General features: G+C 69.0%; 2 protein-coding genes. Both read right to left on the bottom strand.

Annotated elements, in window-relative coordinates; genetic code table 11:
* Positions 1 to 51: 51 nt before the first annotated feature.
* Positions 52 to 969 carry a S66 peptidase family protein gene (locus ABD255_RS41510; RefSeq protein ID WP_344222356.1) on the bottom strand — a complete coding sequence of 306 codons (918 nt, stop codon included), beginning with the start codon at positions 967 to 969 and terminating at the stop codon, positions 52 to 54.
* Positions 970 to 979: 10 nt separating this feature from the next.
* A complete protein-coding gene (locus tag ABD255_RS41505) occupies positions 980 to 1,429 on the bottom strand; it encodes a nitroreductase/quinone reductase family protein (RefSeq protein ID WP_344222355.1) in 450 nt (149 codons plus the stop codon).
* Between the last annotated feature and the right edge of the window lie 120 nt (positions 1,430 to 1,549).

Here is a 1,549-nt window from a genome sequence, read left to right as displayed (position 1 = left end):
CCCGCACGCTGCCGTCCGCGTCTATCGAGGGAAAGGCACGTTCACGGTCTATCAGCTGAGCGGTGTCAGGAGTGGGGTAAGAGTCGCGGCGGTTGCGTCGAGGCGGACTGGGAGGCCTAGGGGTAGGGCGAGGTTGAGGTCCTCGTGGCCGACCGCCGCACCCTCGACCATCGGCAGGCCGAGGGGTTCGAGGCGCTCGCGGACTACGTCGCCCACCAGGCCCAGGTCCTCGGACTCGCTGAAGTCGCCGATCACCAGGCCGGTGACCTGGTCGAACCAGCCGGACCTGAGCAGCTGCGTCAGTAGCCGGTCCACCCGGTAGCCGTCCTCGCTGACGTCTTCCAGCACGATGATCCCCTTGGGGCGAGCCAGGGTCGGAGTACCGAGGCTGGCGGCCAGAAGAGCCAGGTTGCCTCCGAGGAGCCGGCCTTCCGCAGTACCGGGGACGACGGTTCGGGCGCCTACGGGCGCGAGCAGGTCCGTCACCGACTCGGGCTCGAACAGCAGGTCGCGCAGCCGGTCGTGGGACTCCTGCGTCCGGAGTTGCCCAACGGTCGCGGCCATCGGGCTGTGGACGGTGACGAGGCCGCGGGCGTTGAAGGCCTCGTGCAGCGCGGTGAGGTCGCTGAAGCCGACCAGGATCTTGTCGATCGGGGCAAGCTCATCCAGATCGAGATGCTGCAGCAGCCGCTGTACGCCGTACCCGCCGCGGCCGGCGAAGACCGCCTGGTACGACGAATCCAGCCAGGCGGCGCGGAACTCGGCCGCGCGAACGCGGTCCTCCCCCGCCAGGTAGGGCAGCCGCTCATGCCGCGCCAGCGCGGACGGCATCACCTCGACCTCGATACCCCAGTCCCGCAGGTACTTCGTCCCCCACTCCAGCCGCTCGGCGTCCAACGGCCCCGCCGGTGCCACCACCGCCACCCGATCGCCAGGCACGAGCCGGCGCGGTCTTCTCACCTCAGTCATGCCGCAGACGCTAACGCCCGTCCCCGGTCACACCTTCGATGGGCTGCAGTACGGCGACCGGGATCGTCCGGGCGGCTTTGCGCGCGTACTTCCCGACCTCCGGCGCCTGGGCCAGTACGACGTCCGTCCACACCTCGGCGCGCTCCTCACCGACCAGTTCCCTGGGCCGGACCCGAACCCGCCTGGTTCCCACCTGGACCTCTGCCTCCGCCGCCGACCGCAGATTGCGGAACCAGTCCGGGTCGCGCGGAGAGCCGGATCCGGTGCCCCAGACAACGAATCCGTCACGGGTGTCGAGGTAGCGCACGCAGGTGGACCGCGCGACGCCCGTCCGCCGGCCCGGCGTGGTCACCACCATCACGTGCACGTCCTTGCTCCCACTGGCCAGCCGGCCACCGAGCGTCCGGTACATCCAGACGCCGATCTTGTTGCCGGTCGATGCCAATCTCTTGGTGCTCATCCCTCGGCCTCCCTAGAGCCCCGTGTCGGAAGTAGCGCAACGGAACTTCTGACACGGGGCACTAGTGTCCTGCTTCTGAAATTCGTTGCTTAAGTTGGTCCCGGGCGTTTTGTCCGGTGA

It is taken from the genome of Kribbella sancticallisti, assembly GCF_039530625.1.
GTDB lineage: Bacteria > Actinomycetota > Actinomycetes > Propionibacteriales > Kribbellaceae > Kribbella > Kribbella sancticallisti.
The sequence above is the reverse complement of the archived record's forward strand: the minus strand, read 5'-3'. Positions and strand labels throughout refer to the sequence as shown.

What these genes read in the sequence shown, in the direction of transcription:
- ABD255_RS41510 (WP_344222356.1), bottom strand. Translation starts at nt 969, where the DNA reads ATGACTGAGGTGAGAAGACCGCGCCGGCTCGTGCCTGGCGATCGGGTG.
- ABD255_RS41505 (WP_344222355.1), bottom strand. Translation starts at nt 1,429, where the DNA reads ATGAGCACCAAGAGATTGGCATCGACCGGCAACAAGATCGGCGTCTGG.